At 60.7% G+C, this 24,936-nt stretch carries 24 protein-coding genes; 9 read left to right on the top strand and 15 right to left on the bottom strand.

The features are described from left to right. The first annotated feature begins 92 nt into the window (after positions 1 to 92). Positions 93 to 911 carry a posphoenolpyruvate synthetase regulatory kinase/phosphorylase PpsR gene (gene ppsR / locus NPS56_RS01715; protein ID WP_008048584.1) on the top strand — a complete coding sequence of 273 codons (819 nt, stop codon included), beginning with the start codon at positions 93 to 95 and terminating at the stop codon, positions 909 to 911. Positions 912 to 1,029: 118 nt separating this feature from the next. Here the strand turns inward: ppsR and prpD are convergent, their stop codons facing one another. The 6 genes from prpD to NPS56_RS01685 all read right to left on the bottom strand — a co-directional run bounded on the left by prpD (position 1,030) and on the right by NPS56_RS01685 (position 9,579). After that, positions 1,030 to 2,514, bottom strand: coding sequence for a 2-methylcitrate dehydratase (gene prpD, locus NPS56_RS01710; RefSeq protein ID WP_274073174.1), 1,485 nt, complete (start codon positions 2,512 to 2,514; stop codon positions 1,030 to 1,032). 115 nt (positions 2,515 to 2,629) lie between these two features. Further along, positions 2,630 to 3,820 carry a 2-methylaconitate cis-trans isomerase PrpF gene (prpF, locus tag NPS56_RS01705; protein WP_274073173.1) on the bottom strand — a complete coding sequence of 397 codons (1,191 nt, stop codon included), beginning with the start codon at positions 3,818 to 3,820 and terminating at the stop codon, positions 2,630 to 2,632. A 66-nt stretch (positions 3,821 to 3,886) separates the two neighbouring features. After that, positions 3,887 to 6,481, bottom strand: coding sequence for a Fe/S-dependent 2-methylisocitrate dehydratase AcnD (gene acnD / locus NPS56_RS01700; protein ID WP_274073172.1), 2,595 nt, complete (start codon positions 6,479 to 6,481; stop codon positions 3,887 to 3,889). A 204-nt stretch (positions 6,482 to 6,685) separates the two neighbouring features. Then, positions 6,686 to 7,813 carry a bifunctional 2-methylcitrate synthase/citrate synthase gene (gene prpC, locus NPS56_RS01695; protein ID WP_274073171.1) on the bottom strand — a complete coding sequence of 376 codons (1,128 nt, stop codon included), beginning with the start codon at positions 7,811 to 7,813 and terminating at the stop codon, positions 6,686 to 6,688. A 162-nt stretch (positions 7,814 to 7,975) separates the two neighbouring features. Then, on the bottom strand, positions 7,976 to 8,866 hold the full coding sequence (gene prpB / locus NPS56_RS01690) for a methylisocitrate lyase (protein WP_274073170.1): 891 nt from the start codon (positions 8,864 to 8,866) through the stop codon (positions 7,976 to 7,978). Then, positions 8,863 to 9,579 carry a GntR family transcriptional regulator gene (locus NPS56_RS01685; protein WP_172668661.1) on the bottom strand — a complete coding sequence of 239 codons (717 nt, stop codon included), beginning with the start codon at positions 9,577 to 9,579 and terminating at the stop codon, positions 8,863 to 8,865. The genes prpB and NPS56_RS01685 overlap by 4 nt, the downstream gene beginning before the upstream one ends. Before the next feature lie 303 nt (positions 9,580 to 9,882). On the opposite strand from NPS56_RS01685, the gene NPS56_RS01680 reads away from it, so the two are divergent. From NPS56_RS01680 to pabB, 4 genes are all read left to right on the top strand, one after another. Next, positions 9,883 to 10,419 (top strand): ATP-dependent zinc protease family protein, encoded by a 537-nt coding sequence (locus tag NPS56_RS01680; protein WP_046816176.1) that lies wholly within the window; start codon positions 9,883 to 9,885, stop codon positions 10,417 to 10,419. A gap of 5 nt (positions 10,420 to 10,424) precedes the next feature. Continuing rightward, on the top strand, positions 10,425 to 11,960 hold the full coding sequence (locus NPS56_RS01675; RefSeq protein ID WP_274073169.1) for an inactive transglutaminase family protein: 1,536 nt from the start codon (positions 10,425 to 10,427) through the stop codon (positions 11,958 to 11,960). After that, complete coding sequence (locus tag NPS56_RS01670; RefSeq protein ID WP_274073168.1) at positions 11,960 to 12,946, top strand: alpha-L-glutamate ligase-like protein; 987 nt, start codon at positions 11,960 to 11,962, stop codon at positions 12,944 to 12,946. The genes NPS56_RS01675 and NPS56_RS01670 overlap by 1 nt, the downstream gene beginning before the upstream one ends. 190 nt (positions 12,947 to 13,136) lie before the next feature. Further along, a complete protein-coding gene (pabB, locus tag NPS56_RS01665; RefSeq protein WP_274073167.1) occupies positions 13,137 to 14,474 on the top strand; it encodes an aminodeoxychorismate synthase component I in 1,338 nt (445 codons plus the stop codon). Positions 14,475 to 14,558: 84 nt separating this feature from the next. On the opposite strand, the gene thrH is transcribed toward pabB, so the two are convergent. Then, positions 14,559 to 15,176 carry a bifunctional phosphoserine phosphatase/homoserine phosphotransferase ThrH gene (gene thrH / locus NPS56_RS01660; protein WP_274073166.1) on the bottom strand — a complete coding sequence of 206 codons (618 nt, stop codon included), beginning with the start codon at positions 15,174 to 15,176 and terminating at the stop codon, positions 14,559 to 14,561. A 163-nt stretch (positions 15,177 to 15,339) separates the two neighbouring features. Between thrH and NPS56_RS01655 the strand changes: the two genes are divergently transcribed. The 3 genes from NPS56_RS01655 (at position 15,340) to NPS56_RS01645 (ending at position 18,985) form a co-directional block, all read left to right on the top strand. Continuing rightward, on the top strand, positions 15,340 to 16,080 hold the full coding sequence (locus NPS56_RS01655) for a phosphoadenylyl-sulfate reductase (RefSeq protein WP_274073165.1): 741 nt from the start codon (positions 15,340 to 15,342) through the stop codon (positions 16,078 to 16,080). Positions 16,081 to 16,658: 578 nt separating this feature from the next. Continuing rightward, a complete protein-coding gene (locus NPS56_RS01650; RefSeq protein WP_274073164.1) occupies positions 16,659 to 18,200 on the top strand; it encodes an NCS1 family nucleobase:cation symporter-1 in 1,542 nt (513 codons plus the stop codon). Positions 18,201 to 18,256: 56 nt separating this feature from the next. Continuing rightward, positions 18,257 to 18,985 carry an aspartate/glutamate racemase family protein gene (locus tag NPS56_RS01645; protein WP_150701005.1) on the top strand — a complete coding sequence of 243 codons (729 nt, stop codon included), beginning with the start codon at positions 18,257 to 18,259 and terminating at the stop codon, positions 18,983 to 18,985. Between the two features lie 62 nt (positions 18,986 to 19,047). Here NPS56_RS01645 and NPS56_RS01640 read toward each other — a convergent pair whose 3' ends face one another. Continuing rightward, positions 19,048 to 19,971, bottom strand: coding sequence for a LysR family transcriptional regulator (locus tag NPS56_RS01640; protein WP_274073163.1), 924 nt, complete (start codon positions 19,969 to 19,971; stop codon positions 19,048 to 19,050). Between the two features lie 126 nt (positions 19,972 to 20,097). On the opposite strand from NPS56_RS01640, the gene NPS56_RS01635 reads away from it, so the two are divergent. Next, positions 20,098 to 20,844, top strand: a complete 747-nt coding sequence (locus NPS56_RS01635) for a 3-oxoacyl-ACP reductase family protein (protein WP_274073162.1) — start codon at positions 20,098 to 20,100, stop codon at positions 20,842 to 20,844. A gap of 120 nt (positions 20,845 to 20,964) precedes the next feature. Here NPS56_RS01635 and NPS56_RS01630 read toward each other — a convergent pair whose 3' ends face one another. The 7 genes from NPS56_RS01630 to NPS56_RS01595 form a co-directional block, all read right to left on the bottom strand. Continuing rightward, entirely contained in the window at positions 20,965 to 21,660 is a 696-nt protein-coding gene (locus tag NPS56_RS01630; protein WP_274073161.1) for an HAD-IA family hydrolase, read from the bottom strand. A 633-nt stretch (positions 21,661 to 22,293) separates the two neighbouring features. Then, positions 22,294 to 22,512 carry a hypothetical protein gene (locus NPS56_RS01620; RefSeq protein WP_274073159.1) on the bottom strand — a complete coding sequence of 73 codons (219 nt, stop codon included), beginning with the start codon at positions 22,510 to 22,512 and terminating at the stop codon, positions 22,294 to 22,296. Positions 22,513 to 22,619: 107 nt separating this feature from the next. Next, complete coding sequence (locus tag NPS56_RS01615; RefSeq protein WP_274073158.1) at positions 22,620 to 23,087, bottom strand: glycine zipper domain-containing protein; 468 nt, start codon at positions 23,085 to 23,087, stop codon at positions 22,620 to 22,622. 113 nt (positions 23,088 to 23,200) lie between these two features. Next, a complete protein-coding gene (locus NPS56_RS01610; protein WP_047531564.1) occupies positions 23,201 to 23,569 on the bottom strand; it encodes a hypothetical protein in 369 nt (122 codons plus the stop codon). A 312-nt stretch (positions 23,570 to 23,881) separates the two neighbouring features. After that, entirely contained in the window at positions 23,882 to 24,070 is a 189-nt protein-coding gene (locus tag NPS56_RS01605) for a hypothetical protein (RefSeq protein ID WP_274073157.1), read from the bottom strand. 143 nt (positions 24,071 to 24,213) lie between these two features. After that, positions 24,214 to 24,534, bottom strand: coding sequence for a YbjQ family protein (locus NPS56_RS01600; protein WP_274073156.1), 321 nt, complete (start codon positions 24,532 to 24,534; stop codon positions 24,214 to 24,216). A gap of 65 nt (positions 24,535 to 24,599) precedes the next feature. Then, complete coding sequence (locus tag NPS56_RS01595) at positions 24,600 to 24,782, bottom strand: hypothetical protein (RefSeq protein WP_274073285.1); 183 nt, start codon at positions 24,780 to 24,782, stop codon at positions 24,600 to 24,602. Between the last annotated feature and the right edge of the window lie 154 nt (positions 24,783 to 24,936).

Raw genomic sequence — 24,936 nt, 5'->3', positions numbered from 1 at the left:
TGGAAAATAAGTGAGAATGCGGGCCATTGGCGGCCGGCAAATCGCGCCTATCATATCCAAGATTCGTCACTAGCTTAAGGCCCAAGGTGCAAATGAAACGATCTGCTTTCTTTATCTCCGATGGCACGGGCATTACCGCCGAAACCCTCGGCCAAAGCCTTTTGGCGCAGTTCGAAAACATTACCTTCAGCAAAGTCACGCGGCCGTACATCGACAACGTGGACAAAGCGCGGGCCATGGTACAACAAATCAACAAAGCCGCCGAAACCGACGGCTTCCGTCCGATTATCTTCGATACCATCGTCAATCAGGACATCCGTGAGATCCTCGCGACTTCCAATGGTTTCATGATCGACATTTTCTCGACCTTCCTGGCGCCCCTTGAACAGGAACTGACCGAGCATTCTTCCTATACCGTGGGCAAATCCCACTCCATCGGTGCCAACACCAATTACATGGAGCGTATCGAGGCGGTGAACTTCGCCCTCGACAACGACGACGGTGCCCGCACGCATTACTACGACAAGGCCGACCTGATCCTGGTCGGCGTATCGCGCTGCGGCAAGACCCCGACCTGCCTGTACATGGCCATGCAATTCGGCATCCGCGCGGCCAACTACCCGCTGACCGAAGACGACATGGAGCGCCTGCAACTGCCCAGCGCCCTGCGTGCCCACCAGCACAAGCTGTTTGGCCTGACCATCGACCCGGACCGCCTCACCGCGATCCGCAACGAGCGCAAACCCAACAGCCGCTATTCAAGTTACGCCCAGTGCGAATTCGAAGTCCGCGAGGTGGAAAACCTGTTCCGCCGCGAGAATATTCCGAACATCAACTCCACGCATTTTTCCGTGGAAGAGATCTCCGCGAAGATTCTTGTGGAGAAAGGTGTGGAGCGGCGCTTCAAGTAGTTCTCTTTTGCCTGTTCTGGCCTCATCGCCAGCAGGCTGGCTCCCACAGTTGATCTGCGGTGAACACAGATCAATTGTGGGAGCCAGCCTGCTGGCGATTGAACGATGACGCGGTCTCCTAGATAACAAACAAGTCTACAAACCGGTTAACCGGTGTCGCCTCAAGCCTCTGCTGATCCTTGCACAACGCAAAAATCTCCTCGCTGCGCTGCCCGGTGAATCGTGTCAGCAGGTTCGCCCTGAACTTGTCCTCCAACAATGGAATGCCCTCGGCACGCCGCCGACGATGACCGATCGGATACTCCACCACCACGTTCTCGGTGCTGGACCCATCCTTGAAAAACACCTGGACGGCATTGGCGATCGAGCGCTTGTCGGCCTCCAGGTATTCGCGGGTGAAGCGCGGATCTTCGACAATGACCATCTTGTCGCGCAGCACATCGATGATCGGATGCGCCTTGTGAAAATCATCTTCGTAGTACTCGGCGACCAGGTTGCCGAACGCCAGTGGCACCGCGGTCATGTACTGGATGCAGTGATCGCGGTCAGCGGCATTGGCCAGCGGGCCGACCTTGGAAATGATGCGGATCGCCGATTGTTGGGTGGTGATGACGATCCTGTCGATTTCATGCAGGCGATTGCGCACTAGCGGGTGCAGGGTCACCGCAGCCTCACAGGCCGTCTGTGCGTGGAACTCGGCGGGAAAACTGATCTTGAACAGCACGTTTTCCATCACATGACTGCCGTATGGCCGCGAGAAGCTGAAACCACGCTGGTCTTGCGGCTTGAGCGCCAGGTCGTTGTTGGTGTGACTGAACAGCACGTCGTAAAAACCCCATTGTTTGGCACTCAACACGCCTGGAATGCCCATCTCGCCACGCAGGGCGATGTCCGCCAGGCGCACACCTCGGCTGGAGGCATCCCCCGCCGCCCAGGATTTTCGCGAGCCGGCATTCGGTGCATGGCGATAGGTTCGCAAAGCCTGGCCGTCAGCGAACGCATGGGACAACGCCGAGAGCAACTGCTCGCGGTTGGCGCCCATGAGCTTGGCGGTGACGGCGGTGGAAGCGACTTTCACCAGAATGACGTGATCGAGGCCGACACGGTTGAACGAGTTTTCCAACGCGATCACGCCCTGGATCTCATGGGCCATGATCATCGCTTCAAGCACCGTGCGCACGGTCAGCGGCGCTTCGCCATTGGCCAGGCGCTTTTGCGACAGATGGTCAGCCACGGCGAGGATGCCACCGAGGTTATCCGACGGATGACCCCATTCGGCGGCGAGCCAGGTGTCGTTGTAGTCGAGCCAACGCACGATGCAGCCGATGTCCCACGCGGCCTTGACCGGGTCGAGTCGGTAACTGGTGCCAGGCACGCGGGCGCCGAACGGCACGACGGTACCTTCGACCATAGGCCCCAGGTGCTTGGTGCACTCGGGAAAACGCAAGGCCAGGAGGCCGCAGCCGAGGGTGTCCATCAGGCAGTTGCGGGCAGTGTCGAGGGCTTCCAGGGAGTCGATCTTGTAGTTCAGTACGTAATCGGCAATGTCCTGCAGGACCTGGTCGTAGTCGGGGCGGTTGTTGAGGTCAACGTTGGCGCTCATGTTCGATTCACCTTGTAGGAGCTGGCTTGCCAGCGAAAGCGGTGTCACAGATAACAATGATGTTGAATTTGACGGCCTCTTCGCTGGCAAGCCAGCTCCTACAGGGGGTGCGTCGTTAGAACGAATCGCCCGGCACGCGGACGTAACCTTCCATCAACACCCGTGCACTGCGGCTCATGATGGCCTTGTTCACGGTCCATTCGCCGTTGACCTGGCTGGCTTCGGCGCCAACGCGCAAGGTGCCCGACGGATGACCGAAGCGCACCGCGTTGCGTTCGACGCCGCCCGCCGCGAGGTTGACCAGGGTGCCGGAAATCGCTGCTGCCGTGCCGATCGCCACTGCCGCCGTGCCCATCATCGCGTGGTGCAGCTTGCCCATGGACAGTGCGCGTACCAGCAGGTCGACATCCCCCGCCGCAACCGTCTTGCCGCTGGACGACACGTACTCCGCCGGCTTGGCCACGAACGCCACTTTCGGCGTGTGCTGGCGCTTGGCTGCTTCGTCGACGTTGGATATCAGGCCCATGCGCAGTGCCCCGTAGGCACGGATGGTTTCGAACATCAGCAACGCTTTCGGATCGCCGTTGATCGCGCCTTGCAATTCGGTGCCCTTGTAGCCGATGTCTTCGGCATTGACGAAGATGGTCGGGATACCGGCGTTGATCATGGTTGCCTTGAAGGTCCCGACGCCCGGCACTTCCAGGTCATCGACCAGGTTGCCGGTAGGGAACATCGAACCGCCACCGCCCTCTTCTTCCGCTGCCGGGTCGAGGAATTCGACCTGCACTTCCGCCGCCGGAAAGGTCACGCCGTCGAGTTCGAAATCGCCGGTTTCCTGCACTTCGCCGTTGGTGATCGGCACGTGGGCGATGATGGTCTTGCCGATGTTGGCCTGCCACACGCGCACCACGGCAATGCCGTTGTGCGGGATGCGGCTGGCGTCCACCAGGCCGTTGCTGATGGCGAACGAACCGACCGCCGCGGTCAGGTTGCCGCAGTTGCCGCTCCAGTCGACGAACGGCTTGTCGATCGACACCTGACCGAACAGGTAATCGACGTCGTGATCGGCCTTGATGCTTTTCGACAGGATCACGGTCTTGCTGGTGCTGGACGTCGCGCCGCCCATGCCGTCGATCTGCTTGTCGTACGGATCGGGGCTGCCGATCACGCGCAGCAACAAGGCATCGCGGGCCGGGCCTGGAACCTGTGCGGCCTCGGGCAAGTCCTTCAGGCTGAAGAACACGCCTTTGCTGGTGCCGCCACGCATGTAGGTGGCTGGAATTTTAATCTGAGCTGCGTGAGCCATGGTGCTCGTTACTCCTGATCTGAAAGCAGACACGGGACTCAAGGTCCCGTGTCTGTGCTGCGTGTGTTAGACGGCTACCGCCGATTCTTCGAGGAAGTCCTGGGCGAAGCGTTGCAACACGCCGCCAGCCTCGTAGATCGACACTTCTTCAGCGGTGTCGAGGCGGCAGGTCACCGGCACATCGACGCGCTCGCCGTTCTTGCGATGGATCACCAGGGTCAGCTCGGCACGCGGGGTGCGGTCGCCGATCACGTCGTAGGTTTCGCTGCCGTCGATGGCCAGGGTGTGACGGTTGGTGCCCGGCTTGAACTCCAGCGGCAACACGCCCATGCCCACCAGGTTGGTGCGGTGGATACGCTCGAAACCTTCGGCGGCAATCGCTTCGACACCGGCCAGACGTACGCCCTTCGCTGCCCAGTCGCGGGACGAACCCTGACCGTAGTCGGCGCCGGCGATGATGATCAGCGGCTGCTTGCGATCCATGTAGGTCTCGATGGCTTCCCACATGCGCATCACTTTGCCTTCCGGCTCGACGCGAGCGAGGGAGCCCTGCTTGACCTTGCCGTTTTCCAGAACCATTTCGTTGAACAGTTTCGGGTTGGCGAAGGTTGCGCGCTGCGCAGTCAAATGGTCGCCCCTATGAGTCGCGTAGGAGTTGAAGTCCTCCTCCGGCAGGCCCATTTTCGCCAGGTATTCGCCGGCGGCGCTGTCGAGCATGATCGCGTTGGATGGCGACAGGTGGTCGGTGGTGATGTTGTCCGGCAGTACCGCCAGCGGACGCATGCCCTTGAGCGGACGCGCGCCGGCCAGTGCGCCTTCCCAGTAAGGCGGACGGCGGATGTAGGTGCTCATCTCGCGCCAGTCGTACAGCGGCGCGACTTTCGGGCCGGTGTCTTCGTGAATGGCGAACATCGGGATGTAGACCTGGCGGAACTGCTCCGGCTTCACCGAGGCTTTCACTACGGCGTCGATTTCTTCGTCGCTCGGCCAGATGTCTTTCAGGCGGATTTCCTTGCCGTCGACGACGCCCAGCACATCCTTCTCGATATCGAAACGGATGGTACCGGCGATCGCGTAAGCGACGACCAGCGGCGGCGAAGCGAGGAAAGCCTGCTTGGCGTACGGGTGGATCCGGCCGTCGAAGTTACGGTTGCCGGACAACACAGCCGTGGCGTACAGGTCACGGTCGATGATCTCTTGCTGGATCACTGGGTCCAGCGCACCGGACATGCCGTTGCAGGTGGTGCAGGCGAAGGCCACGACGCCGAAACCGAGCTGTTCCAGCTCATCGGTCAGGCCGGCTTCGTCGAGGTACAGGGCGACGGTTTTCGAGCCCGGTGCCAGGGACGACTTGACCCAAGGCTTGCGGGTCAGGCCGAGCTTGTTGGCGTTGCGTGCCAGCAGGCCGGCGGCGATCACGTTGCGCGGGTTGCTGGTGTTGGTGCAGCTGGTGATGGCGGCGATGATCACCGCGCCGTCCGGCATTTGCCCCGGCACATCGTCCCACTGACCGGAGATGCCTTTGGCAGCCAGGTCCGATACCGCGACACGGGCGTGCGGGTTGCTCGGGCCGGCCATGTTGCGCACTACCGAAGACAGGTCGAAGGTCAGGCCGCGCTCGTATTGCGCGCCTTTGAGGCTGTCAGCCCACAGGCCGGTGGTCTTGGCGTAGTTCTCGACCAACTGCACCTGCTCGTCTTCACGACCGGTGAGCTTGAGGTAGTCGATGGTCTGCTGGTCGATGTAGAACATCGCCGCGGTGGCGCCGTATTCCGGAGCCATGTTGGAGATGGTTGCGCGGTCGCCCAGGGTCAGCGCCGCGGCGCCTTCACCGAAGAACTCCAGCCATGCACCCACGACTTTCTGCTTGCGCAGGAACTCGGTCAGCGCCAGCACCATGTCGGTGGCGGTGATGCCCGGTTGCAGCTTGCCAGTCAGTTCAACGCCAACGCTTTCCGGCAGGCGCATCCAGGAGGCGCGGCCCAGCATCACGCTTTCGGCTTCCAGGCCGCCAACGCCGATGGCGATCACGCCCAGCGCATCGACGTGCGGGGTGTGGCTGTCGGTGCCGACGCAGGTGTCAGGGAAGGCTACGCCGTCACGCACCTGGATCACCGGAGACATTTTCTCCAGGTTGATCTGGTGCATGATGCCGTTGCCTGGCGGGATCACGTCGACGTTCTTGAACGCCTTCTTGGTCCAGTTGATGAAGTGGAAACGGTCTTCGTTGCGACGGTCTTCGATGGCGCGGTTCTTCTCGAACGCCTCCGGATCGAAACCACCGCGCTCGACGGCCAGGGAGTGGTCGACGATCAGTTGCGTCGGTACCACCGGGTTCACTTGCGCTGGATCGCCGCCTTGCAGGGCGATGGCGTCACGCAGGCCGGCGAGGTCGACCAGTGCGGTCTGGCCGAGAATGTCGTGGCACACCACACGGGCCGGGAACCACGGGAAGTCGAGGTCGCGCTTGCGTTCGATGAATTGCTTGAGGGATTCGGTCAGCGTGGCCGGGTCGCAGCGACGCACCAGGTTTTCCGCCAGCACGCGGGAGGTGTACGGCAGGGTGTCATAGGCGCCGGGCTGGATGGCCTCGACCGCCGCGCGGACGTCGAAGTAATCCAGGTGGCTGCCGGGCAGCGTTTTACGGAATTCAGTGTTCATCGTCAGGACTCGGGTCACGGTAGTTACAAAGGGTGGGGCCTGGCACAGCTCCCGAATTGAACACAGACCTCTGTAGGAGCCGGCTTGCCGGCGAATGCGGTGGGTCAGCAACAACAATGTTGAATGACAAACCGCCTTCGCTGGCAAGCCAGCTCCTACAGGGTCACCGGTTCATTCAGTGACCTGGGCAGGCATTCCCACCATTCAGCGTTGTTCGATTGGCACGAACTTGCGCTGTTCGACGCCGGTGTACTCGGCGCTCGGGCGGATGATGCGGTTGTTGGCACGTTGTTCGTACACGTGGGCCGCCCAGCCGGTCAGGCGCGAGCAGACGAAGATCGGTGTGAACAACTTGGTCGGGATGCCCATGAAGTGGTACGCCGAGGCATGGTAGAAGTCGGCGTTCGGGAACAGTTTCTTCTGCTCCCACATGGTCTTGTCGATGGCTTCGGAAACCGGGAACAACACCGTGTCGCCCACTTCGTCGGCGAGTTTTTTCGACCAGGCCTTGATCACTTCGTTACGCGGATCATTGTCCTTATAGATCGCGTGACCGAAGCCCATGATCTTGTCCTTGCGCTCGAGCATGCCGAGGGTGCCCTTGATCGCGTCTTCCGGCGACGAGAAGCGCTCGATCATTTCCATCGCTGCTTCGTTGGCGCCGCCGTGCAACGGGCCACGCAGCGAGCCGATGGCCGCGGTGATGCACGAGTACAAGTCAGACAGGGTCGACGCGCAAACACGGGCAGTGAAGGTCGAGGCGTTGAATTCGTGCTCCGCGTAGAGGATCAGCGAAACGTTCATCACCTTGACGTGCAGCTCGCTCGGCTTCTTGCCGTGCAGCAGGTGCAGGAAGTGGCCACCGATGGACTGCTCGTCGCTCACGCATTCGATGCGCTTGCCTTCGTGGCTGAAGCGGTACCAGTAGGTCATGATCGCCGGGAACGCAGCCAGCAGGCGGTCAGTCTTGTCGTGCTGCTCGGAGAAGTCGTTCTCCGGCTCCAGGTTGCCCAGGAACGAGCAGCCGGTGCGCATCACGTCCATCGGGTGGGCGTCGGCGGGGATGCGTTCCAGCACTTCTTTCAGCGCTTGCGGCAGGTCACGCAGCTTGCTCAGCTTGGTGATGTAGGCGTTCAGTTGCGCCTTGCTCGGCAATTCGCCGTACAGCAGCAGGTAGGCGACTTCTTCGAACTGCGCGTCAGCCGCCAGTTCACGAACGTCATAACCACGATAGGTCAGACCGGCACCCGACTGGCCCACGGTGGACAGTGCGGTTTGCCCGGCTACCTGGCCACGGAGCCCGGCGCCACTGAGTACTTTTGCTTCGGCCATTTCTGCCTCCAATATTTTTGAATTTGTCAGGGAATCGGCAAATTGTGATTCATCAGGTCTTTTGGGTGTTGCCGAAAAGATCGCAGCCTCGTTTCACTCGACAGCTCCTACAGGGCAAAGCGGTCGGTGTAGGAGCTGCCGAAGGCTGCGATCTTTTGATCTTCATTTCTTCGCAGCAAACAACGCATCGAGCTTCTGCTCGAAGGTGTGGTAGTCGATGCGATCGTAAAGCTCCATGCGGGTCTGCATGGTGTCGATGACATTCGCCTGCGTGCCATCGCGGCGTAGCGCGGTGTAGACGTTTTCCGCGGCCTTGTTCATGGCGCGGAAGGCCGACAGCGGGTACAGCACCAGCGATACATCCGCTCCAGCAAGCTGCTCGGTGGTGTACAGCGGCGTCGCGCCGAATTCAGTGATGTTGGCCAGGATCGGCGCTTTCACACGGTTGGCGAACAACTTGTACATGTCCAGTTCGGTGATGGCTTCCGGGAAAATCATGTCGGCGCCAGCTTCGATGCACGCAGCGGCGCGATCCAGAGCAGATTCCAGGCCTTCCACCGCCAGGGCGTCTGTACGGGCCATGATCACGAAGCTGTCATCGGTACGGGCATCGACCGCCGCCTTGATGCGATCGACCATTTCCTGCTGGGTCACGATCTCTTTATTAGGACGGTGACCGCAACGCTTGGCGCCAACCTGGTCTTCGATGTGAATCGCCGCCGCGCCGAACTTGATCATCGACTTCACGGTACGGGCCACGTTGAAGGCCGAGGAACCGAAACCGGTGTCCACGTCCACCAGCAGCGGCAGGTCGCAAACGTCGGTGATACGGCGCACGTCGGTCAGCACGTCATCCAGGCCGGTGATGCCCAGGTCCGGCAGGCCGAGGGAGCCAGCAGCCACCCCGCCACCGGACAGGTAGATCGCCTTGAAACCGGCGCGCTTGGCCAGCAGCGCGTGGTTGGCGTTGATCGCGCCGACCACTTGCAGTGGATGCTCGCTGGCGACCGCATCGCGGAAACGCTGGCCTGGAGTGCTCTTGTTCAAACTCATGACTCACCTCGTTTGGCTGTCGGGTTGGCGCCGTCCTGGTAATGACGGGCGATGTTGCGTTTGGAGGCGCCGATGTGACGGCGCATCAACAACTCGGCCAGTTCACCGTCACGGTCGGCGATGGCATCGAGAATTCGGTGGTGCTCGGCGAACGCCTGGTGTGGGCGATTGGGCGTGCTGGAAAACTTCATGCGGTACATGCGCACCAGTTGATAAAGCTCGCCGCAGAGCATTTGCGTCAGGGTGCGGTTACCGCTGCCCTGGATAATCCGGTAGTGGAAGTCGAAATCGCCTTCCTGCTGGTAATAGCCGCGACCGGCCTGGAAGGCCTCGTCGCGCTCGTGGGTTTCGAGGACGCGACGCAGTTCGTCGATTTCTTCGACGCTCATGCGCTCGGCGGCCAGACGACAGGCCATGCCTTCAAGGGATTCGCGGATTTCGTAGAGCTCGATCAACTCGGCATGATCGAGCGACACCACCCGCGCCCCGACGTGCGGCACGCGCACCAGCAGGCGCTGGCCTTCCAGACGGTGGATGGCCTCGCGCAGCGGGCCGCGGCTGATGCCGTAGGTCCGGGCCAGCTCCGGCTCGGAGATCTTGCTGCCGGGGGCAATATCGCCCTTGACGATGGCCGCCTGAATACGCCGGAAGACGTTCTCGGAAAGCGTTTCCGAGTCGTCCTGAACGATGAGCGGGGGATCCAGTTGATCCAACATATTGTCGACACCTTGAAAGCCAGTGCCGCAAAAACTAACCAAAACAGGCGCGTCAGTCAAAGGATAATTCGATATTGTCGACAATCGTCTAATAACCGACTGCGCCATAACCAAACAGGGCCCTCTGTTTATAGCCGCCCCCCACCGGTGGCGCCATAAACCCACCGTGCTAGAATGCCGCCCGCATTTGTCTGTCACATCTGCACGGCTTGTCATGAATAGCTGATAGGCCTACGAGGGAGCTTGCGCAGTGATGCCAGGGCCTTGAACCGAAATACGCACCGCTGCGCACCAGGATTTATGAGACTCAAGCCCTTCTCCACACTCCTTTATTGTCTTTGCCTGCCCGGTTTTGCCGTGGCGGGGGAAAAGACCGTCTATGGCCTCAACGAATACGCATCCCTGGGCGGTATCGACCTGGAAGTGGCTGCCAAACTCGATACCGGCGCGAAAACCGCGTCCCTGAGTGCCCGCGACATCAAGCGTTTCAAACGCAATGGCGAGTCCTGGGTACGTTTCTACCTGGCCATCGACGCCGCCCATTCGCACCCGATCGAACGACCGCTGGCCCGTGTCAGCAAGATCAAGCGCCGGGCTGGTGACTACGATCCGGAAGAGGGCAAGAAGTACACCGCCCGTCCGGTGATCGAGCTGGATATCTGCATGGGTTCAGCTTTACGCAGCATAGAAGTGAACCTGACCGACCGAAGCGCGTTCCAATACCCGCTCCTGATCGGCTCCGAAGCGCTCAAACGCTTCGATGCGCTGGTCGACCCCAGTCTTAAATACGCTGCCGGCAAACCCGCCTGCGCCACCGACGCTCATACCGCCGAGTAATTCAAATGCGCTCTCTTACCCTTCATCTGAAAATGCTGATCGCCATCCTGGTGGTGTTGGGCATTTCAGTCACGGCCTACCAGATTTTCGTACTCGGCATTCCCGTGACCGAAGACGCCACCGACGACTTGTGGAACATCGACGCCAAGGTCGAGTTCGTCGCCAGTGCCAAGGACCCGGTCAAGATCCAGATGTTCGTGCCGCCGCTGAGCCGCGATTACGTGAGCCTCAACGAAAGCTTCATCTCCAATAACTACGGCGTGGCCGTGAACCGGGTCGACGGCAACCGCAAGGTCACCTGGTCGGCGCGCCGGGCCAAAGGCAACCAGACCCTTTATTACCGCCTGGTGCTGACCAAGCGCTACACCGCGGAAAAAGCCAAGATCAAGGGGCCGACCTTCCGCGACAGCATTGCCCTGGAAGGCCCTGAGAAACTCGCCGCCGAAGCGCTGCTGGCGCCGATTCGCCAGCACTCGGCCGACGTCGAGACCTTCATCAGCGAAGCGATCAAGCGGGTCAACAACAGCAACGACGACAATGCCAAGATGCTCCTGGCCGGCGACCCGACACCGGCGCACAAGGCGAAGATCGTCGAACTGCTGCTGTCCATCGCCCACGTGCCGGTGGAAAAGGTCCATACCATTCGCCTGGTGGCCGACCAGCCGCAAACCCCGGAACTCTGGCTGCGCAGCTTCAACGGCACCGACTGGCTGTACTTCAACCCGGAAACCGGCGAACAGGGCCTGCCGACCGACCGCCTGCTGTGGTGGACCGGCGACGAAAACCTGATCACCGTCGACGGCGGCAAGAAGGCCACTGTGACCTTCAGCATGAACAACAGCGAAATGAACGCCATTCGCCTGGCCAAGCTGACCGACGAAAATACCGACGCCAACTTCCTCGAATACTCGCTGTACGGCCTGCCGCTGCAAACCCAGCAGACCTTCATGATCATGGTGATGATCCCGATCGGCGTGCTGGTGATCCTGATCCTGCGCAACCTGATCGGCCTGCAGACCCTCGGCACCTTTACCCCGGTACTGATCGCCCTGGCCTTCCGCGAAACCCAGCTCGGCTTCGGCATCGTTCTGTTTACCATCATCACGGCGCTGGGGCTGTCGCTGCGCTCCTACCTTGAACACCTGAAGCTGCAAATGCTGCCGAGGCTGTCGGTGGTACTGACGTTCGTGGTGGTGTTGATCGCGGCCATCAGCCTGTTCAGCCACAAGCTCGGCCTGGAGCGCGGACTGTCGGTGGCGTTGTTCCCGATGGTGATCCTGACCATGACCATCGAACGCCTGTCGATCACCTGGGAAGAACGCGGCGCCAGCCATGCCATGAAAGTGGCGATCGGCACCCTGTTCGCGGCCTCCCTGGCGCACCTGATCATGAGCGTGCCGGAACTGGTGTACTTCGTATTCACCTTCCCGGCGATCCTGCTGATCCTGGTGGGCTTCATGCTGGCCATGGGTCGCTATCGCGGCTACCGCCTGACCGAGCTGGTGCGCTTCAAGGCCTTCCTGAAGAAGGCTGACGCCTGATGTTCGGCTTCTGGAAGACCTGGAAAGCCCTGGAAGCCCGGGGCATCATGGGCATCAACCGGCGTAACGCGGACTACGTGCTCAAGTACAACAAGCGCAGCCTGTACCCGATCGTCGATGACAAGATCATCACCAAGGAACGGGCGATTGCCGCCGGCATCCACGTGCCGCAGCTGTACGGGGTGATCTCCACCGAGAAGGAAATCGACAAGCTCGACGAGATCATCGACGGGCGCAACGATTTCGTGATCAAGCCGGCCCAGGGCGCGGGCGGCGACGGCATCATCGTCATCGCCGACCGCTTCGAGGGCCGTTATCGCACGGTGTCCGGCAAGATCATCAGCCACGAAGAGATCGAGCACCATGTCTCGAGCATCCTGACCGGGCTGTACTCCCTTGGCGGGCATCGCGACCGGGCACTGATCGAATACCGGGTGATTCCGGACCAGATCTTCAAGAGCATCAGCTATGAAGGCGTGCCGGACATCCGCATCATCGTGCTGATGGGCTACCCGGTGATGGCCATGCTGCGCTTGCCCACCCGCCAGTCGGGCGGCAAGGCCAACCTGCACCAGGGCGCCATCGGCGTCGGTGTCGACCTGGCCACCGGCCTGACCCTGCGCGGCACCTGGCTGAACAACATCATCGCCAAGCACCCGGACACCACCAACGCGGTTGACGGCGTGCAACTGCCCTACTGGGACGGCTTCATGAAACTCGCCGCAGGCTGCTATGAGCTGTGCGGGCTGGGTTACATCGGTGTCGACATGGTGCTGGACCAGGAGAAAGGCCCGCTGATCCTCGAGCTCAACGCCCGGCCGGGGCTGAACATCCAGATTGCCAATGATTGCGGCCTGACGTTGCGCACCCACGCGGTCGAGGCGCGGCTGGAAGAGTTGAAGGCCCGGGGTGTGACCGAAACCGTCGAAGAGCGGGTAGCGTTCGTGCAGGAGATGTTTGGGCATATTCCGCCGGTCGAGGGCTGAGTTCCTCCTTGTAGGAGCGAGCTTGCTCGCGATGGACGTCAACGATAACGCGTGCTTCCTGGATGTACGCGTTGCTCTCAGGTTCATCGCGAGCAAGCTCGCTCCTACATGTACCCGACATCCCTCTAGGAGCAATTCCCCGAGAGGACTACAATCGCCACCCCGCCTCGATGGCTGATCTCCCTCGCCCATGCTGACCTGTTCCGTACACCCGCTGCCCTATCGCGCCAATCCCGCCGACTACTTTGCGGCCATTCGTCATGCCCCCGGTGCCGTGCTGCTCGACAGCGGCCGCCCGAGTGCCGAGCGCGGGCGCTTTGACCTGCTCAGCGCCTGGCCGCTGGAACAACTGGCGGTCGCGCCTGACGAACGTGGCAGCGATTTCCTGCAACGCCTGCGGGACAATCTGACGCGCCTGGGCGAAGCGACACTACCCAATGACCTGCCGTTCGCCGGTGGCCTGATCGGCTACCTGAGCTACGATTTCGGCCGCCACCTGGAAAACCTGCCGAGCCGGGCCCTGGATGACCTGCATTTGCCGGATGCGCGGTTCGGCCTGTACGACTGGGCGCTGATTAGCGATCACCAGCAGGCCACCAGCCAACTGGTGTTCCACCCGACGCTGGCCGACAGCGAACGTCAGCGCCTGATCCAGCTGTTCAGCCAGCCAGCCGTTGCCGTGGGCGAGCCGTTCAGGTTGCAGGCGCCGATGAATGCAGATCTGAGTGCCGGGCAGTATCGCCAGGCGATCGAACGCATCCAGCAATACATCCAGGCCGGTGACTGCTACCAGGTCAACTTCGCCCAACGCTTCCGCGCGCCCTGCCAGGGTGATCCATGGACGGCGTATTGCGCGTTGCGACAGGCGTGCCCCACTCCGTTTTCCGGCTTCCAGAGCCTGCCCGACGGCGGCGCGGTGCTGAGCCTGTCACCGGAACGCTTCGTCAAAGTCACAGAGCGCCTGGTTGAAACCCGCCCGATCAAAGGCACGCGCCCACGGGGCCTCACGCCAGGCGAAGACGCGGCGAACGCCGCCGAACTGCTGGCCAGCCCCAAGGATCGCGCGGAAAACCTGATGATTGTCGACCTGCTGCGCAACGACCTCGGCCGCACCTGCCGCACCGGCTCGGTTCGCGTGCCTGAGTTGTTCAGCCTGGAAAGCTACCCGAATGTGCATCACCTGGTGAGCAGCGTGACCGGCGAACTGGCGGCTGATCGGGATGCGCTGGACCTGATCGCCGGCAGCTTCCCGGGCGGCTCGATTACCGGCGCGCCGAAAATTCGCTCGATGCAGATCATCGACGAGCTGGAACCCACTCGACGCGGACTGTACTGCGGTTCATTGCTGTATCTGGACGTGCGCGGCGAGATGGACAGCTCAATCGCCATCCGCAGCCTGCTGGTCAAGGATGGGCAGGTGTGTTGCTGGGGCGGTGGCGGAATCGTCGCGGACTCCGAGTGGCAGGCCGAGTATCAGGAATCGATCACCAAGGTGAAGGTGCTGCTCGACACCCTGCAAAGCCTTTAAAACATCGCCAGCAAGCCGGCTCCTACAAGGATTGCGACGATCCTGTAGGAGCTGGCTTGCCAGCGAAGGCGTCCGAGCAGACGACTACAGACTCAAGGCCCGATTCGAAGCCTTGATGAACTCCTGCTTCAACTCTTCAAACGTGTGCACCGCCGGGAACTGCGGGAATTCGGCGATCACATTGTCCGGCGCATGGAACAGAATCCCGGCATCCGCTTCGCCCAGCATCGTGGTGTCGTTGTAGGAATCACCCGCCGCAATCACCCGGTAGTAAAGGCTCTTGAAGGCCAAGACCGACTGACGCTTGGGATCTTTCTGACGCAACTGATAGCCAGTAACGCGCCCGCTGTCGTCAGTGATCAGACGGTGGCAGAGCAAGGTCGGGAAGCCCAGCTGACGCATCAGCGGCTGGGAGAACTCGTAGAAGGTATCCGACAGAATCACCACCTGGAAGCGCTCGCGCAGCCAATCGACGAACTCGACGGCACCGTCCAGCGGCTTGAGCGTCGCGATCACTTCCTGGATGTCGGCGAGCTTCAGGCCGTGTTCGTCCAGAATCCGCAAACGCTGCTTCATCAGCACGTCATAGTCGGGAATGTCCCGGGTGGTGGCCCTGAGGGATTCGATCCCGGTTTTTTCCGCGAAGGCGATCCAGATTTCCGGGACCAGCACACCTTCAAGATCCAGACAGGCAATTTCCACAAGACACTCCCATTGGTATTGTTTATTGAGTCGAGCGAGCCCGAACTCTAGCGATAACTCCCCCACCACGCAACGCAGAGGACGCCCCGGCCAGTGCCGCTTTTTGTTACCATCGGCCCCATATAGAGCGCCAAGCGCCACCGACCTGTAGGAAGCCGCCCTGATGAGCCCAACGTTCGACGTCGTGGAACTCGCCACGACCTATGCCAATAAATCCGCCCAGGACATCCTCAAACTCGCCTTTGCCGAGTTTGGCGATGAGCTGTGGATATCTTTCAGCGGCGCCGAAGACGTGGTGCTGGTGGACATGGCCTGGAAGCTGAACAAGAACGTCAAGGTGTTCAGCCTCGACACCGGCCGCTTGCATCCCGAGACCTACCGCTTCATCGATCAGGTGCGCGAGCACTACAAGATCGACATCGAACTGGTGTCACCGGACTACACCAGGCTGGAACCGTTCGTGAAGGAAAAAGGCCTGTTCAGTTTCTACAAGGACGGCCATGGCGAGTGCTGCGGCATCCGCAAGATCGAGCCGCTGCGTCGCAAGCTGTCTGGCGTGAAGGCCTGGGCCACCGGCCAGCGCCGCGACCAGAGCCCCGGCACGCGCAGCGCCGTGGCGGTGATGGAAGTCGATACCGCGTTCTCCACCCCGGAACGCACCCTGTACAAGTTCAACCCGCTGGCACAGATGACCAGCGAGGAAATCTGGGGCTACATCCGCATGCTCGAACTGCCGTACAACAGCCTGCACGAACGCGGTTTCATCAGCATCGGCTGCGAACCGTGCACCCGCCCCGTGCTGCCGAACCAGCACGAGCGTGAAGGCCGCTGGTGGTGGGAAGAAGCGACCCAGAAAGAATGCGGATTGCATGCAGGCAATATCATCAGCAAGTCCAAGGCCTGATCTCTCTGCAAATCCCCCTGTAGGAGCGAGCTTGCTCGCGATGAACCCTGGAACGCCGCGGGGTATCAGACACCCCGCGTTATCGTTGACGACCATCGCGAGCAAGCTTGCTCCTACAGGATTCGTGACCGAGCCGAAAAATGTGTACACAGGAATGTCACCATAGGTGCCATTAATGTGTGCACTTTTAATTTCCACGCCCCAAAAAGTTACATCCTCCTTTCCTGACTTCCCCAGTCGACCAAACCCAACAATCCCGCTGAAAAATAAATACCTGTTCAAACGGTCAATTTATATTTCCATTTTTTCAATAACTTGGAGAAAAACCATAACAAAACGAAATGAGCAGCGCATTTCATATATCTCCCGACTGGCACGCATCTCGCTTAAGTGCATACATGTTTTGTATACAATAAAGCCAAAACATAAAAACACTTAGATCCGCAAGCCTGAAGCGCCCTATCCCGTACAGGCTGCAGATGCCCCGTAACCAATGATATTCGCCACCCGCGACGAAGATTGCCGAGCAAAGGCTCAAGCACAGTCATCGCGGCGTCGAGCATCAGGAGCCTGCCGGAATGCGTACAAGTCTCTCCAATAACAATGTCGCGCTGGATCTACCCTCCTCCCACGTCACCCAGACAGCTTTTGGGCAATCGCTTGAATCCTCTGTCGTGCTCAGCCCCCGCCTGCACAACAAGGACCTGGCGCCAACGAAGGCGGAAGGCCGGCGCTGGGGTCGCTACAGCATCTTCGCGTTGTGGACCAACGATGTGCACAACATCGCCAACTACTCGTTTGCCATCGGCCTCTACGCCCTGGGCCTGGGCGGCTGGCAGATTCTCCTGTCCCTGGGCATCGGAGCGGCGCTGGTGTATTGCTTCATGAACCTGTCGGGCTACATGGGCCAGAAAACCGGCGTGCCATTTCCGGTCATCAGCCGCATCAGTTTCGGCATCCACGGGGCACAGATTCCCGCTTTGATCCGCGCCGTGATCGCCATCGCCTGGTTCGGCATCCAGACCTACCTGGCCTCGGTGGTCTTTCGGGTGTTGCTGACCGCCATCCATCCCGGTTTCGCCGAGTACGACCACGACTCGATCCTCGGTCTGTCGACACTGGGTTGGGTGTGTTTCGTCTCGATCTGGCTCGTGCAGCTGGCGATCCTCGCCTATGGCATGGAGATGGTGCGGCGCTACGAAGGGTTTGCCGGGCCGGTGATCCTGCTCACCGTCGCCGCCCTTGCCGCCTGGATGTACTTCCAGGCCAATGCGACCATCGCCTGGTCGATCCGCGAGCCGCTGAGCGGTGGCGAGATGTGGCGCAATATCTTTGCCGGCGGAGCGTTGTGGCTGGCGATCTACGGCACGCTGATCCTCAATTTCTGCGACTTCGCCCGCTCTTCGCCGTGCCGCAAGACCATCAAGGTCGGCAACTTCTGGGGCCTGCCGGTGAACATCCTGGTCTTCGCCGCCATCACAGTCCTGCTCTGTGGCGCGCAATTCCAGATTAACGGCCGGATCATTGAAAGCCCGACCGAGATCATCGCCTCGATCCCCAACACCTTCTTCCTGGTCCTGGGTTGCCTGGCGTTCCTGATCGTCACCGTGGCGGTCAATATCATGGCCAACTTCGTCGCCCCGGCCTTTGTCCTCAGCAACCTGGCGCCCAAGTACCTGACGTTCCGCCGTGCCGGGCTGATCAGCGCGACCATTGCCGTGCTGATCCTGCCGTGGAACCTCTACAACAGCCCACTGGTGATCGTCTACTTCCTCTCCGGCCTCGGCGCCCTGCTCGGCCCGCTGTACGGCGTGATCATGGTCGACTACTGGCTGGTGCGAAAAGGCCAGGTCAACGTGCCGCAGTTGTACAGCGAAGACCCCAACGGCGCCTATTACTACAGCCGCGGGGTCAACCTGCGCGCGGTGGTGGCCTTCATTCCCGCCGCGCTGATCGCCATCGTCCTGGCGCTGGTACCGGGTTTCCACCTGGTGTCGCCGTTCTCCTGGCTGATCGGTGCCGGGATTGCCGGGATGCTCTACCTGATCATCGCCAAGCGCCAACCCCACTACGCCGACGTCAGCGGTGAAGCCATCGCCGTGGACAACGTCAGCCATTAACTCCCTCGCGGCCCGACAGTATCGGGCCGCTGAACCACCCGTTATAAGGACTTCCCATGCGCATTCTCGTGGTCAACGTCAACACCACCGAATCCATCACCCAGGCGATCGCCCGCTCGGCCCAGGCCGTGGCCGCGCCCGGCACGGAGATCGTTGGCCTGACGCCCTACTTCGGTGCCGACTCGATCGAAGGCAACTTCGAAAGCTACCTGGCTGCCATTGCGGTGATGGACCGGGTCATGGCCTACGACCAGCCTTTCGATGCGGTGATTCAAGCCGGCTACGGCGAACACGGCCGCGAAGGCCTGCAGGAATTGCTCAACGTACCGGTGGTCGACATCACTGATGCGGCCGCGAGCACCGCGATGTTTCTCGGTCACGCCTACTCGGTGGTCACCACCCTCGACCGCACCGTGCCGCTGATCGAAGACCGCCTGAAACTGTCCGGGCTCTGGGACCGCTGCGCCTCGGTGCGGGCCAGTGGCCTGGCGGTGCTGGAACTGGAGCACGAGCCGCAACGCGCGCTGGAAGCCATCGTGCATCAGGCTGAACTGGCGGTGACCCAGGACAAGGCCGAAGTGATTTGCCTGGGCTGCGGCGGCATGGCCGGGCTGGATGAGCAGATTCGCCTGCGCACCGGCGTGCCGGTGATCGATGGCGTGACCGCGGCGGTGACCATCGCCGAATCGCTGGTGCGGCTGGGGTTGTCGACGTCCAAGGTGCGCACTTATGCGACACCGCGGCCGAAGAATATCGTCGGCTGGCCTGGGCGGTTTGGGCGCTGAATTCCCAACATTGAACCGAGTCGCCCCCTTCGCGAAGGGGGCGCCTCGGTTTCCAACCTGGTTCATACCGCACTAAAACGCTGCCCCAACCCCCGCTCCGCAAACTGCTCAATGATGAAATCCACAAACGCCCGGGTCTTGCCGGGCAGCAGCTTGTGCTCGGCGTAATAGATAGAAATATTGCCATCGTCGACATACCAGTCCGGCAACACCCGCTGCAACGTCCCCGCCTCCAGATAGCCCAACGCAAAGGGCATGCTCACCAGTGCAATACCCAAACCCTGGACCGCCGTGGCACAGGCCGCCTCAGAATCGCTCATGGTCATCCGCGCCTTGAGGGTCAAGGGACTGTGTTGCTGGGTGCGACTGGTCAACTGCCAGGAACGCACGCGACCGGTCTGCGGCGAGCGTATAAGGATGCCGTCGTGCGGCTTGAGATCGTCAGGCTCGCGGATCGCCTCGTGCGCCGCCAGGTAATCGGCAGAGGCCACCAACACGCGATGGGCTGGCGTCAGCTTGCGCGCCACCACCCCTTGGGGCAGTTCGAAGCCGCCACCAATCGCGGCGTCGAAACCCTGGGCGATCAGGTCGACCTGCCGGTTATCGAAATGCCAGTCCGGATTGATCGCCGGAAAGCGCCGCAAAAACTCACCGAGTAGCGGCACGATGTACAAACGTCCGAACACGGTGCCCATGCTGACCTTCAGGGTGCCCGCAGGACGGCCTTCGGCGCTGGCCAGATTGGCTACGGCATTCTGGATGGTGAGCAGGCTGCCACTGACTTCATCGAGAAACAGCTGACCGGCCTCGGTGAGCGTGAGGCTGCGGGTGCTGCGCTGAAACAGCCGCACGCCCAGCCGGGCTTCAAGCTTGGCCACGCTCTTGCCCACGGCCGCCGGGGTCAGGCTCAAGCGTCGCGCGGCTTCGGCAAAGCTGCCGACCTCAGCGCTGCGTACAAAGCATTCGATACTGCTGAAGGTTTCCATGGCCAACCATTATAAACTTCTGGTTTACACAGACTATCGCAATTACCCCCTACTCAGCGTGCAATCCTGAATCGATACTAGGCTCCATCAACCGGGACATCTCGCCTCGGGACTTTGGAGATCGATATGACTACTCAGAACCTCAGTGGCAAAGTGGCTTTGATCCAGGGCGGTTCCCGCGGTATCGGCGCTGCCATTGTCAAACGCCTGGCCGCTGAAGGCGCGACTGTCGCCTTTACCTATGTCAGCTCCACGGCCAAGGCCCAGGAACTGCAAGACAGCATCATCGGAAATGGCGGCAAAGCCCTGGCGATCAAGGCTGACAGCGCCGACGCCGAGGCCATCCGCAGCGCCGTAACGGCTACCGTAGAGGCCTTTGGTCAGCTGGATATACTGGTCAACAACGCGGGCGTGCTGGCCGTTGCACCGCTGGAAGATTTCAAACTCGAAGACTTCGACCAGACCCTGGCGATCAACGTACGCAGCGTGTTCATCGCCACCCAGGCTGCCGCCAAATACATGACCGAAGGCGGTCGAATCATCAACATCGGCAGCACCAACGCCGACCGCATGCCCTTCGCCGGTGGCGGCCCGTACGCCATGAGCAAATCGGCGCTGGTCGGCCTGACCAAGGGCCTGGCCCGCGACCTCGGCCCCAAAGGCATCACCATTAACAACGTGCAGCCTGGCCCGGTCGATACCGACATGAACCCTGCCCACGGCGACTTCGCTGACAGCCTGATTCCATTGATGGCAGTGGGGCGTTACGGCAAAGCCGAAGAGATCGCCAGTTTCGTCGCCTACCTGGTCGGCCCCGAAGCCGGCTACATCACCGGCGCGAGCCTGACCATCGACGGTGGTTTTGGCGCCTGATGAATTGAATGCAATCAAACTGTGGGAGCGGGCTTGCTCGCGAAGAGGGAGTGTCAGTCGAAATTGACGTGGGCTGACACACCGCTTTCGCGAGCAAGCCCGCGCCCACAGTTAATGTCATCAGGTCCACTCAAGTGCAGGCAGGCCACAGGCATCCGGTATAAATGCCTTCAACGTACGAAGAATACCGTCGGCATGGGCGTATTTTTCGTCAGCCATCGCCGCATCCGGAATCGCAATCGCCGTCATCCCCGCCGCTTTGGCTGCCGTGACACCGAACGGCGAATCCTCGAACACCAGGCAATCCTGTGGCTCCACACCCAGGCGTCGCGCTGCCGTCAGGAAGATATCCGGCGCCGGTTTGGCCGCGCCGACGTCTGGATCATCGGCAGTGACGATGAAGTCGAACAAGGCGAACCAGTCGCGGTGCAAGGTGGTTTTCTGGCCGAACGACTGGCTCGAGGAACTGGTACCCACCGCAATGGGAATGTTATGCGCCTTCAAGTGCCGGACCAGTTGTTCCGCACCCGGCATCGCCTGCGCAGCAGGAAAACGCTCGCGCATCAGCGGCTCGCGAATCACCAGGAACTCTTCGGCGCTGATCGGCAAGTCAAGCGCCTGCACCACATAGCGCGCCAGATCACCGGCACCACGGCCGATGATGTTCTGCTTGACGCTCCAGTCGAACGTGCGTCCATAGCGCGCGGCAATCGTCGCCGTGACTTCGGTGTAGATCCCCTCGGTGTCCAGCAGCAGGCCGTCCATATCGAAAATCACGGCCTTGATCGGGCCGAATTCTTTGCACAGTGAATTCATCGCATCTGATCCGTTTTCATGACATCCCAGGCGGCTCAGTACGGCCGGCTCCGCGACAGATTAAAGGTTTCAGCAGCATAACGAGCAGCCCCTACCAAGAGCAACGGAGGAGTACGCAAAAAGCCCGGCAAATCGCCGGGCTCGTCAAGTTCACTGCTGTAGATCCTTTCGGCAGGCTAACTGCCCGCTTTTTTGCCAGTCCCGCCATCCGCGGGCGCTGTGGTCCCGTCGGCAGAATTACCTGATCCTCCAGACCCACTCCCAGAACCGCTCCCCATCGAATTGCCACCGCTGGTCGAGCCGCTTTTCGTCTCCGGGCGGGTGCTGCTCCCATTGGCATCGCCTGCATTGCCATTATTGATGGAGCCAGGCGGCAGCGCACTGTCCGGGCCAGAGCCTGCATTCATTTCAGTGGACGGTGGCATCCCGCCTTTGTCGATGGGTGCATCATTGCCAGAGGACTGGGAAAATGCCATGCCGGACCCGAGCGACAACAGACCGGCCACTGTCAGGGCCATCCATCTTGACCTGATCATGGTGCGTCTCCTTTACGAGTTGCATACCTTATGTCTGGCAACGATGTGTTGGCATGGTTGCCGCTCATTCGACAGGCGGTCTCGCACCCGACGTCGATCAGCTTGGCTCGCCGGAGGCATCCTCCCCGGCGATGTCCGGATCGCTCGGGTCTGCTTCGACATCAGAATCCGTGCGCTTGAGATCATCGTTGGGAACCTGCTCGACGCCGGGCTCGTCATCGGGCGGACGCTGGTCCCGACTCAGCGAATCGGTGGGCGAAGGCAGGGGGTATTCGGGGGTTTCGTCGATGTCGGAGACTTTTGGATCAGCGTTCATGTGACACCTCTCAACGGGCCTGAAAGGCAGGCCCTGACCGTTGGAGGGATGGGTGATCGTCAGGTTCGATCAGGGAGACCATCGGTTACGTCGCTGAGCGATGCCCGTCAGTGATGCTTGTTCTTATGTTTGTTTTTATGCTTATGGCCGCCACCGGAATGGGACCCGCCATCGTCGCTTCCCAGATTGTTGCCCACCGCACCACCGGCTGCGCCACCCAGGCCTGCACCAATGGTCGAGCCGGTGGAGCCACCCAGGCTGTTGCCGATCACCGAACCGCCTGCCGAACCTAATCCACCGCCAATCGCGGCCTCGGTGCGGCTGCCCTTGGGTGCGCCGACCGCACTGCCGGCGGCGCCGCCGACACCGGCACCAATGGCGGCGCCTGTGCTGCCGCCCATTTGTCCGCCAACCACATTGCCCAATGCACCACCAAGTCCACCGCCAACGGCGGCAGTACCGTCGCCTGCCGCCAGCGCGAACGGTGACAGAAACAATCCAAAAACAAGCGCCGGCAACGTCAAGCGTCGAGTACCTGGGTATCGCACTTCATTGCCTTTGGTTTTCGGGGTCATGGCACGCCTCGTATTTTATCGGGGGTATGGAGCATTCGAGGCGCAAACGGCAGAAACGTTCAAAACGCAAAAGCCCGGCATCAAGCCGGGCTTTTGCGTGAGATCCTTCGGGATCAGTGACGCTTGTGACCTTTGGCCAGGTTGCTGCCGACGCCGCCGCCCAGGGCGCCACCCAGGCCTGCGCCGATGGTTGAACCGGTCTTGCCACCCAGGCTGTTGCCGATCACCGAACCACCGGCAGCGCCAACGCCACCACCGATGGCAGCGCTGGTACGGTGGCCTTTCTTGGCGGCAACCGCACTGCCGGCTGCGCCAGCGACACCGGCACCAATCGCGGCACCGGTGCTGCCGCCCATGCTCTGGCCAACGACGTTACCCAGTGCGCCACCCAGGCCACCACCAACGGCGGCAGTGCCGTCGCCGGCCATTGCACCTTGAGCAACCAGAAGACCCAGAACCAGAGCAGGCAGTGTGAAACGCATGACAGAAACCTCAAAAAAATAGGGATGAAACTCAAAGGGGCGAGATTGAATGCTTTAGAGGAGACAAAGTCCAGACATGCGCGCGCTCAACCTCGTTATAGGCGACGGTTGGACAGCAATTTTGGGAAAGGTTTTATCGCAGGCAAAAAAAAGCCCGCTGGGGAACGGGCAGGGTGTTGCTTCTAACGGATGAGTTGAGCCTACGTAGGGCCTTGTGAAAAGTTTGTGAAAATAATCCAGATTAAATATTCGTTCACATTCCGGGCACAAAAAACCCCGTTCGATGACGGGGTTTGCTCGCGGGTACATTTACTACTGCCTGGCCGATTCCCTTAGCTTGGGTAGGAATTTCCCCTTCAACACTCGACAAGCCTTGGTCTTGATCTTGAGGACCTTGACCTGGTCTTCGCCGAAGCTGGCCACGTACTCCGTCTGGCCGCACTGAACGTAGTTGTTGATCGGATATTCTGCGCCGTCGTCTTCGATATACGGTTCAGTCATCGCTTCACCCCTCTCAAAAGCGGGATCGACACCGGCAAGCCCTTTGCACGAAAAATATCGATCACCAAGGATTTTGAGACTAGCCGGTCATTAACGGACTTGTAGTTCGGATCAGCGAATGCCCGACGAATGGGCAGGAACTTTCACTTCAGTCTGACTGCCGTTCCGGATACAAAAACCACCACCATGCCGCCCTTTCCTGATGGCATGCTGATCTGATAATCGAGCCCCACCACCGCATCCGCCTGCAATGCCCGCGCTCGCTCCCTGATCTCGTCGGTGGCCTGGCTACGTGCCTCTTGCAACGCCCGCTCCAGGGTCTGGGAACGCCCGCCGAAAATATCCCGCATACCGGCAAAAAGGTCGCGAACAAGGTTGACGCCCTGCACCGACTCGGCGCTGACGATGTCCAGGTAGGCGGTGATGTGGCGGCCTTCGATTGTGTGGGTGGTCGTCGTGATCATGGGATGTCCTTGTTGTTCAGGTCGGATCTGGCCGTGCCCCCCCCGGACAGACCGATCGAATAGCGTCAGAGCAACTTCACCAGAACCGCAGTGACGGTGGCTACCGTGCCAATCAGTCCGGTGGCCACCGCCACCGGGTACCAAAAGGTTTCACGGGTCATCTTGCCCGCTTCGGCGTTCAGCTTGCGCTGCTCAGCCATCAGCTTGACGATTTCCACATGAACCTTTTCAAGTTCGGCCTGCTTCATGGTGAATTCCTGCATGGCGGTTACCTTTCCATCCTGGAGTGGGTCGCGTTGGGTGCTGTCATTTATTTTCACCCGGAAAACATAAAACCAATACCCTTTTCCGAGACGACTTGTTTCAAGTAGTAAGTCCCTATGAAAGCAGTTATCCACTCGA

This window comes from Pseudomonas putida (assembly GCF_028682635.1).
Taxonomy (GTDB): Bacteria; Pseudomonadota; Gammaproteobacteria; order Pseudomonadales; family Pseudomonadaceae; genus Aquipseudomonas; species Aquipseudomonas putida_AE.
This window is presented reverse-complemented; position numbering and strand designations above follow the sequence as displayed.

What these genes read in the sequence shown, in the direction of transcription:
- ppsR (WP_008048584.1), top strand. Translation starts at nt 93, where the DNA reads ATGAAACGATCTGCTTTCTTTATCTCCGATGGCACGGGCATTACCGCC.
- prpD (WP_274073174.1), bottom strand. Translation starts at nt 2,514, where the DNA reads ATGAGCGCCAACGTTGACCTCAACAACCGCCCCGACTACGACCAGGTC.
- prpF (WP_274073173.1), bottom strand. Translation starts at nt 3,820, where the DNA reads ATGGCTCACGCAGCTCAGATTAAAATTCCAGCCACCTACATGCGTGGC.
- acnD (WP_274073172.1), bottom strand. Translation starts at nt 6,481, where the DNA reads ATGAACACTGAATTCCGTAAAACGCTGCCCGGCAGCCACCTGGATTAC.
- prpC (WP_274073171.1), bottom strand. Translation starts at nt 7,813, where the DNA reads ATGGCCGAAGCAAAAGTACTCAGTGGCGCCGGGCTCCGTGGCCAGGTA.
- prpB (WP_274073170.1), bottom strand. Translation starts at nt 8,866, where the DNA reads ATGAGTTTGAACAAGAGCACTCCAGGCCAGCGTTTCCGCGATGCGGTC.
- NPS56_RS01680 (WP_046816176.1), top strand. Translation starts at nt 9,883, where the DNA reads ATGAGACTCAAGCCCTTCTCCACACTCCTTTATTGTCTTTGCCTGCCC.
- NPS56_RS01675 (WP_274073169.1), top strand. Translation starts at nt 10,425, where the DNA reads ATGCGCTCTCTTACCCTTCATCTGAAAATGCTGATCGCCATCCTGGTG.
- NPS56_RS01670 (WP_274073168.1), top strand. Translation starts at nt 11,960, where the DNA reads ATGTTCGGCTTCTGGAAGACCTGGAAAGCCCTGGAAGCCCGGGGCATC.
- pabB (WP_274073167.1), top strand. Translation starts at nt 13,137, where the DNA reads ATGCTGACCTGTTCCGTACACCCGCTGCCCTATCGCGCCAATCCCGCC.
- NPS56_RS01655 (WP_274073165.1), top strand. Translation starts at nt 15,340, where the DNA reads ATGAGCCCAACGTTCGACGTCGTGGAACTCGCCACGACCTATGCCAAT.
- NPS56_RS01650 (WP_274073164.1), top strand. Translation starts at nt 16,659, where the DNA reads ATGCGTACAAGTCTCTCCAATAACAATGTCGCGCTGGATCTACCCTCC.
- NPS56_RS01645 (WP_150701005.1), top strand. Translation starts at nt 18,257, where the DNA reads ATGCGCATTCTCGTGGTCAACGTCAACACCACCGAATCCATCACCCAG.
- NPS56_RS01640 (WP_274073163.1), bottom strand. Translation starts at nt 19,971, where the DNA reads ATGGAAACCTTCAGCAGTATCGAATGCTTTGTACGCAGCGCTGAGGTC.
- NPS56_RS01635 (WP_274073162.1), top strand. Translation starts at nt 20,098, where the DNA reads ATGACTACTCAGAACCTCAGTGGCAAAGTGGCTTTGATCCAGGGCGGT.
- NPS56_RS01630 (WP_274073161.1), bottom strand. Translation starts at nt 21,660, where the DNA reads ATGAATTCACTGTGCAAAGAATTCGGCCCGATCAAGGCCGTGATTTTC.
- NPS56_RS01620 (WP_274073159.1), bottom strand. Translation starts at nt 22,512, where the DNA reads ATGAACGCTGATCCAAAAGTCTCCGACATCGACGAAACCCCCGAATAC.
- NPS56_RS01615 (WP_274073158.1), bottom strand. Translation starts at nt 23,087, where the DNA reads ATGACCCCGAAAACCAAAGGCAATGAAGTGCGATACCCAGGTACTCGA.
- NPS56_RS01610 (WP_047531564.1), bottom strand. Translation starts at nt 23,569, where the DNA reads ATGCGTTTCACACTGCCTGCTCTGGTTCTGGGTCTTCTGGTTGCTCAA.
- NPS56_RS01605 (WP_274073157.1), bottom strand. Translation starts at nt 24,070, where the DNA reads ATGACTGAACCGTATATCGAAGACGACGGCGCAGAATATCCGATCAAC.
- NPS56_RS01600 (WP_274073156.1), bottom strand. Translation starts at nt 24,534, where the DNA reads ATGATCACGACGACCACCCACACAATCGAAGGCCGCCACATCACCGCC.
- NPS56_RS01595 (WP_274073285.1), bottom strand. Translation starts at nt 24,782, where the DNA reads ATGAAGCAGGCCGAACTTGAAAAGGTTCATGTGGAAATCGTCAAGCTG.